The 6,065-nt window shown below is 68.9% G+C and carries 6 protein-coding genes; 2 read left to right on the top strand and 4 right to left on the bottom strand.

Annotation, left to right across the window (positions count from 1 at the left end):
* The coding region (locus AZG88_RS27380; protein WP_061699708.1) for a flavin reductase family protein at positions 1-421 on the bottom strand (421 nt) is incomplete at its 3' end.
* A 193-nt stretch (positions 422-614) separates the two neighbouring features.
* Between AZG88_RS27380 and AZG88_RS27375 the strand changes: the two genes are divergently transcribed.
* Entirely contained in the window at positions 615-1,520 is a 906-nt protein-coding gene (locus AZG88_RS27375) for a dienelactone hydrolase family protein (protein WP_061044474.1), read from the top strand.
* On the opposite strand, the gene AZG88_RS27370 is transcribed toward AZG88_RS27375, so the two are convergent.
* Positions 1,478-2,155 (bottom strand): YrhK family protein, encoded by a 678-nt coding sequence (locus tag AZG88_RS27370; protein ID WP_005252427.1) that lies wholly within the window; start codon positions 2,153-2,155, stop codon positions 1,478-1,480. The two genes, AZG88_RS27375 and AZG88_RS27370, sit on opposite strands and share 43 nt — an antisense overlap.
* Before the next feature lie 119 nt (positions 2,156-2,274).
* On the opposite strand from AZG88_RS27370, the gene AZG88_RS27365 reads away from it, so the two are divergent.
* Positions 2,275-3,483, top strand: a complete 1,209-nt coding sequence (locus tag AZG88_RS27365; RefSeq protein ID WP_061699707.1) for an enhanced intracellular survival protein Eis — start codon at positions 2,275-2,277, stop codon at positions 3,481-3,483.
* Here the strand turns inward: AZG88_RS27365 and AZG88_RS27360 are convergent.
* Positions 3,480-4,406 (bottom strand): LysR family transcriptional regulator, encoded by a 927-nt coding sequence (locus AZG88_RS27360; protein WP_005252424.1) that lies wholly within the window; start codon positions 4,404-4,406, stop codon positions 3,480-3,482. The two genes, AZG88_RS27365 and AZG88_RS27360, sit on opposite strands and share 4 nt — an antisense overlap.
* Positions 4,407-4,492: 86 nt before the next feature.
* Positions 4,493-6,034 carry an APC family permease gene (locus AZG88_RS27355; RefSeq protein WP_061699706.1) on the bottom strand — a complete coding sequence of 514 codons (1,542 nt, stop codon included), beginning with the start codon at positions 6,032-6,034 and terminating at the stop codon, positions 4,493-4,495.
* Between the last annotated feature and the right edge of the window lie 31 nt (positions 6,035-6,065).

Raw genomic sequence — 6,065 nt, 5'->3', positions numbered from 1 at the left:
ACGACGCGATCGCGTCGTGGACGCGGGGTGAGCCGGATTCGGCCACGGTCCAGTGCCCGCAGGTGAAATCCCACCGCTGCTTGCCGGGCCACGGGCGGCCGGCGAAGGTGTCTGCGACGTGATCGTGCTGGGTGGCAAGCACATTGACGCAGAAGACGCCGTTCTCGGAGATCGCGTCGTTGACCGGGCTTCGTCCGTGCAGGCAGACCAGCACCAACGCCGGGTCGGCCGAGACGGAGCACATTGCGCTCACGGTCTGTGCGGCGCGCCCGCCGGGGCCGTCGGTCGCGACGACGGTGACTCCGGTGGCGACGGCGCCCATGGCCGCGACGAAGTTCACGGTCGAGCTGTCCGGCATCGGTGGGGCCACCGATGTTCGGGCCGTCGTTTCGACGGCTGTGTGACGGTCAGCGATCGGCATGACGGGCTCCTTTCTATGTGCGGTGAGCGGGGAGTTCGTGCCGTTGCACCAATCTTGAGGTCCCCAGTGAAATCTGTACAACACAGATAAGTGGCGCACTGCATAAGGAAAAGTGATGAATCGGGAACCGATGCCGATCACGACTTCGACCAGGGATAATTCCCTACATCAGCCGATGCGGACGGGGACGATCATGACGCCACTGCAACGCTATATCGCCGAAGAGATCGCAATCGACCATGCCGACGGGCTGCTGTCCCGCCGCGAGGCGTTGCGAAGACTCGGCCTCATCGGTCTCGGCGTGGCGGCGGCGTCCTCGCTGCTCGCCGCGTGTTCCACCGACAGCGACGAGTCGCCGACCTCGGCGCCGGTGACACCCGGCGGAGCGACGCCCCCGCCACCGGGCGCGGCCGACGCCGTCGGGACCGAAGCTGTGACGTTCCCCGGCCCGGACGGCCGGGTCCTGCAGGGTGCGTGGGCCGACGCGGCCTCGCCCCGCGGAACGGTCCTCGTCATACACGAGAACAAGGGCCTGACCGACCACATTCGTTCGGTGGCGGGACGATTCGCGGGTGCCGGCTACTCCGCCCTCGCCCTCGACCTGCTCTCGGAAGAGGGCGGGACCGCGACGTTCACCGATCAGGCGCAGGCCACCGCCGCGCTGGCCACCGTGCCGCCGGCACGCTTCGTCGCCGACATGAAGGCCGGTATCGACGAACTCGGGCGACGGGTGCCGGACAAGAAGATGGCGGCGGTCGGGTTCTGCTTCGGCGGCGGGATGGTGTGGCAACTCCTCGCGTCCGGCGAGCCGCGGCTGGCGGCGGCGGTCCCCTTCTACGGTCCTCTGCCCGAGGGCGCCGACTTCTCCGGGTCGAAGGCCGCGGTCCTCGCCATCTACGCGGAATTGGACGCCCGGGTGAACGCGTCCCGCGACGCCGCGGCCGCCGCACTCGCGAAGGCGGGGCTACCGCACGAGATCGTCACGGTTCCGGGTGCCGATCACGCGTTCTTCAACGACACCGGGCCCCGCTACAACGCGACCGCGGCAGCCGAGGCCTACGAACGTGTCCTCGCCTGGTTCGGCGAATACCTGGGGTGAGGCGGGCGCATCAGCAGTGCGGCCACGAGGAAGCAGACCGCGCCCACGAACGTGCCCAGATCGGCGATCGTCGCGTTCTTCAGCGCGTCGGTGCCGGGCACGATGTACGCGCCGACCGCGGACACCCCGAACGCTATCGACCCGATCATGTTCAGCCAGGTGCTGCGCCAGTTGCGGGCATGCGGATCCCACAGCTTGTCGGTTTCGGTGGTGGCCACCACCGCCAGACCGCTGGCGACGAGGAACGCCGTCGACCCGAAGAGGTCGGGACTCCACCCCCACACCCGGTCCTGTTCGACGGTGAGGCTCTGGATCAGCACCACCCCGGTACTCACGTTGAACAGCAGGGTGCCGACGAACTGGATCAGCGCCGCCCACCAGTCGTAGCGTTCGACCGTCGCGGATTCCTCCCCGGGCACCGGCCTGCCGCTGAGCCGCAGCTGGATGAATCCGGCGGTGGTGAAGAACAGCGATCCGACGAAGTAGGTGATGTTGTCGATCTCGGGGCCGACCGCCTGCCCGTACACCCGTGTGGCCGCCATCCCGAACAGGAAGGAGCCGATGACGAATCCCCAGGACTCCCGACGCAGCCGGAGCGTTCGGCGAGGTGCGGACGAGGTGTGGTCACTCGACACCGTGACGTCACCCCCTCACCGGTCGGCAAGGTCTCAGACTCTCCGAAGACACGCACCGGGTCAAGGTCGGACGCCGAAATTCGGCTGCGCGTCCACGTGGTGTGTGCCAGTGTCGGGACATGACGACGACCACCGCCGGCATCACGATCAGAACGGCGACCGAACAGGACTGGCCGAAGATCACCCTGCTCAACGAGATCTGCTTCGTGACACCGCAGACCGAGGAGTTCACCGCCCACTGGAAGCAACTCGTCAGCGGCGCGCCGCCGATCATCGCGCTCGACGAGGACGCGGTGGTCGGCGCCACCATGGACATCCCCATGACCGTCACCGTTCCCGGTGGCGAAGGCGTTCCCGCGGCGGGCGTCACCGCGGTGACGGTCGCGCCCACCCATCGCCGCCGCGGCCTCCTGCGCGCGCTCTACACCGAACATCACACCCGCATCCGGACGTCGGGTGTCCCGCTGTCGCTCCTCACCGCCAGCGAGGGCGGGATCTACGGCCGCTTCGGGTACGGACCCGCGACGGTCGAGACCACGTCGAGCATCGACCGCCGGTTCGCTGTGCCGCACCCGAAGGCACCGGACCCGGGTGGTGTGCGGATGGTCCATCCCGCGGAGGCCCGGGTGGCGTTCACCGACGTCTACGACCGCTGGCAACGGGTGACCCCGGGGGCGCAGGTCCGGCCCGGGATCGTGTGGAATCGGATCTTCGCCGACCGCGAGAGCGAGCGCGGCGGCGGCACAAGCCTGTTCGGGCTCGTCCATGACGACGGCTACGTGCTCTACCGTCGCGTGTCCGGCGACAACGGAACCGTCGCCCGGGTGGAGGAGATCCGCACGGTCACGCGGGACGCGCACGCGGCGTTGTGGCGGGCACTGCTCGGCCTGGACCTCGTGCGCCGCATCGAAGCGCACCTCACCCCCGAGGACCCGCTGCCGTATCTGCTGACCGACGGCCGGCTGGTGCGCACCACCTCGCGCCACGACGAGCTGTGGGTCCGGATCATGGACGTGCCCGCCGCCCTCGAGGCCCGCAGGTACCGAACAGACCTCGACGTCGTGATCCAGGTCGACGACGGGTTCCTGGACGCCGGTGGGCGGTTCGCGCTGACTGTGCGGGACGGCACCGCGATGTGCACCGCGACCGCCTCCGCCCCGCAGGTGGTGCTCGACCTGGACGTGCTGGGCAGCCTGTATCTCGGCGCCCACCGGGCACGCACGTTCGCGGCCGCGAACCGGCTGCAGGCTGCGGACCCCGACGTCCTCGACCGTGTCGATCACGCCTTCGGCGCCGACCGCGACGCCCAGATGGGGTGGCCGTTCTAGCGGCCCGAACCGGCCTGTTTCGCGAACACGGCGCGCGCCCGTTCGGCGACGGCCCGGGCCCGCGCCGTGCTCCGCACACCCTTCAGCCGGGCGAGCACCACGGGGAGGCCGGGGACGTCGTCGGCGATCGGCAGCGTCGCGACGCGTCCGCCGTCGTAGGTCCGGCCCTCGGCGGGCCGCTGGTTGAGGATCGAGAAGCCGTGGCCGCGGGCGACGAGCCCGCGCACCGTTTCGTAGCTCGCGGACCGGTACCGGACCACCGGCGTGACCCCCGCCGCCGACAGCATCGCCAGGAAGTAGTCACGGCTGCTCGGCAGGTCCAGCAACACCATGGGTTCGCCCTCGAGGTCGGCGAGGGTGATCGCGTCGTGTCCGGCCAGCCGGTGGTCCGGCGGAAGGATGACGTGCGGTCGGGCGACCCCGAGCGTCTCCGTCTCCATGTCGTCGCCCAGCCCGAGATCGTAGGTCAGGGCCAGCTCCGCGGTGCCGTTGCGCAGCGCCGACCGCACCGCCTCCGCCTGCGTCTCGACCACCTCGACCTCCAGGTCGGGGTGCTGATCACGCAGGTCCGAGATCAGTGTCGGGAGGATGAACGGGGTGAGGGTGACGAAGCAGGCCAGGCGCACCGTTCCCCGGACGTTGTCCTCGTGGCCGCGCGCCGCGTCGAGAACCTCACCGAGGTGGGCGAGGACGCTGCGGGTGTCGCGGAGCATCTCCTCACCCGCCGCGGTGAGGACCAGTCCGCGGGACCGTTGCCGTATGAAGAGCTGGGTGCCGATCTGGTGCTCGAGTTGGGAGATCGCCGAGGAGACCGCCGACTGCGCGACCATCAGTTCGTCGGCGGCCTTCGTCATACTGGAGAAGTTCGCGGCCTCGACGAAATACCTGAGCTGGGTGAACGTCACGTCGGGTCGTCGTTGCATGCGCTCTCCTCGGGATCTGAGGCCACCAGGATTGCAGGTCTCCGACCGGGGAGCCACCCACGACACACGCGGCGGCCGCGACACCGTCAGCGGATGTCGGCGTTCACGAGGTCGGGATCCCGCTCCGATCCGGGGCCGTCCTCCCGGGCGGGGCGCGGGCCGCTCTCGGACCGCACGGACTTGCCGCGCACGTATCCGACGGCGCCAAGGAGCGCGAGCACGGCCAGCGTCCCGAGGGTGAACAGTTCGAACGTCCCCTGGCTCACTCCCCAGATCTCCTCGAAGTCGTAGTCCAGGCCAAACACCGATTCCAGGGTTCCGGGGAAGACCGCCACCCAGGAGCCGAGCAGCACCCACGCGAAGCAGAGGATGCCGAGCACGCGGAAGCCCGCGTTTCCGGTGGGAACCCGAAAGGGCCGCACGACGTCCGGGAAACGGGTGCGCAGGCGGACCGCCGAGGGGATGACGATCAGGTAGCTGAGCAGGAACGTCGAGATCGAGATGGTGAGCACGACCGCGAAGATGGAACCCCCGGAGCCGGTGATCTGCATGGCCGCGATCATGAAGACGGTGGCGACGAGTCCGGACAGGAAGTTGACGCGCACCGGCGTTCCGAGACGCGGATGGAAGCGGCCGAAGAACCCGCCGAAGAACGCGCCGTCGGCCGCGGCCATGGCCTGCATGCGGTCGCTGATGATCATCCACGCCGCGCCCTGGGTCATCAGGATGACCGCGAAGATCACCCCGGTCACGGTGAGCATGGCGGGTGCGGCGGGACCGTAGACGCTGTACACGGTCGCGACTGCCTCGAGAAGTCCGCCGACACCGGTGATGTCGTCTGCGGGGACGACGAGCAGGATGGCGAAGATCGGCAGCAGGTAGGACGCGGCGGCGATGGCGCAGGCGCGGGCGATCGAGATCGGGACGTCGCGGGCAGGGTTCTTCATCTCCCCGGCGGCGCTGTTTCCGGATTCGAAGCCGAGGTAGGAGAACAGCAGCAGCGGCGTCACCCCGAGGAGCCCGGTCAGGGTGGGGCTGAAGTCGCCCGCCGAGATGCCGGCGAATCCGTTCTTCGCGGCGTAGATGCCGGTGGTGACGAGGAAGAACAGCAGGAAGACGATCTTGAGGAACGCGCCGACCGTCGGAATCCATTTGCCGCGTGCCAGACTCACGACGGCCGCGAGCACCGTCAGCCAGATGAAGACCAGTTTGAACAGGTAGTCCGTCACCGATCCTTCCTCGAACGCGGTGACGTAGTGGTTCCAGGTCTCCGCGGCGATGAACGCCATGGACCCGCCGACCCACACGGGCTGGGTCACCCACGTCAGCAGCGATGCGAGGGCGGCGGGGGGCCGGCCGAACGCTCTCCGGACCCACACGTACACACCGCCCTCGCCGGTGAACGTGCTGCCGATCTCGGCGAAGATGAGGCCGTACGGCAGCAGGAAGAACACCGCGAGAACCAGTGCCCAGGTGAACGTCTCCGCGCCGAAGGTGGAGACCTGACCGAGAACCTCGACCGACACCACCGCCGCGACGATGAGGAAGACGATGTCGAAACGGCCGAGTGACTTCTGGAGATGTTGTGTCTGTTCGTCCGCCAGGGCGGTGGGGGTGTTGTCGCTCATCGATGTACCTCGTTGCTGGAGCCGATGGGAA

This window comes from Rhodococcus sp. LB1, assembly GCF_001583455.1.
GTDB classification, from domain to species: Bacteria; Actinomycetota; Actinomycetes; order Mycobacteriales; family Mycobacteriaceae; genus Rhodococcus_F; species Rhodococcus_F opacus.
This window is presented reverse-complemented; position numbering and strand designations above follow the sequence as displayed.

Excerpts from the sequence above, each read along its gene's own strand:
- AZG88_RS27375 (WP_061044474.1), top strand. The coding sequence starts at position 615 with ATGACGCCACTGCAACGCTATATCGCCGAAGAGATCGCAATCGACCAT.
- AZG88_RS27365 (WP_061699707.1), top strand. The coding sequence starts at position 2,275 with ATGACGACGACCACCGCCGGCATCACGATCAGAACGGCGACCGAACAG.
- AZG88_RS27360 (WP_005252424.1), bottom strand. The coding sequence starts at position 4,406 with ATGCAACGACGACCCGACGTGACGTTCACCCAGCTCAGGTATTTCGTC.
- AZG88_RS27355 (WP_061699706.1), bottom strand. The coding sequence starts at position 6,034 with ATGAGCGACAACACCCCCACCGCCCTGGCGGACGAACAGACACAACAT.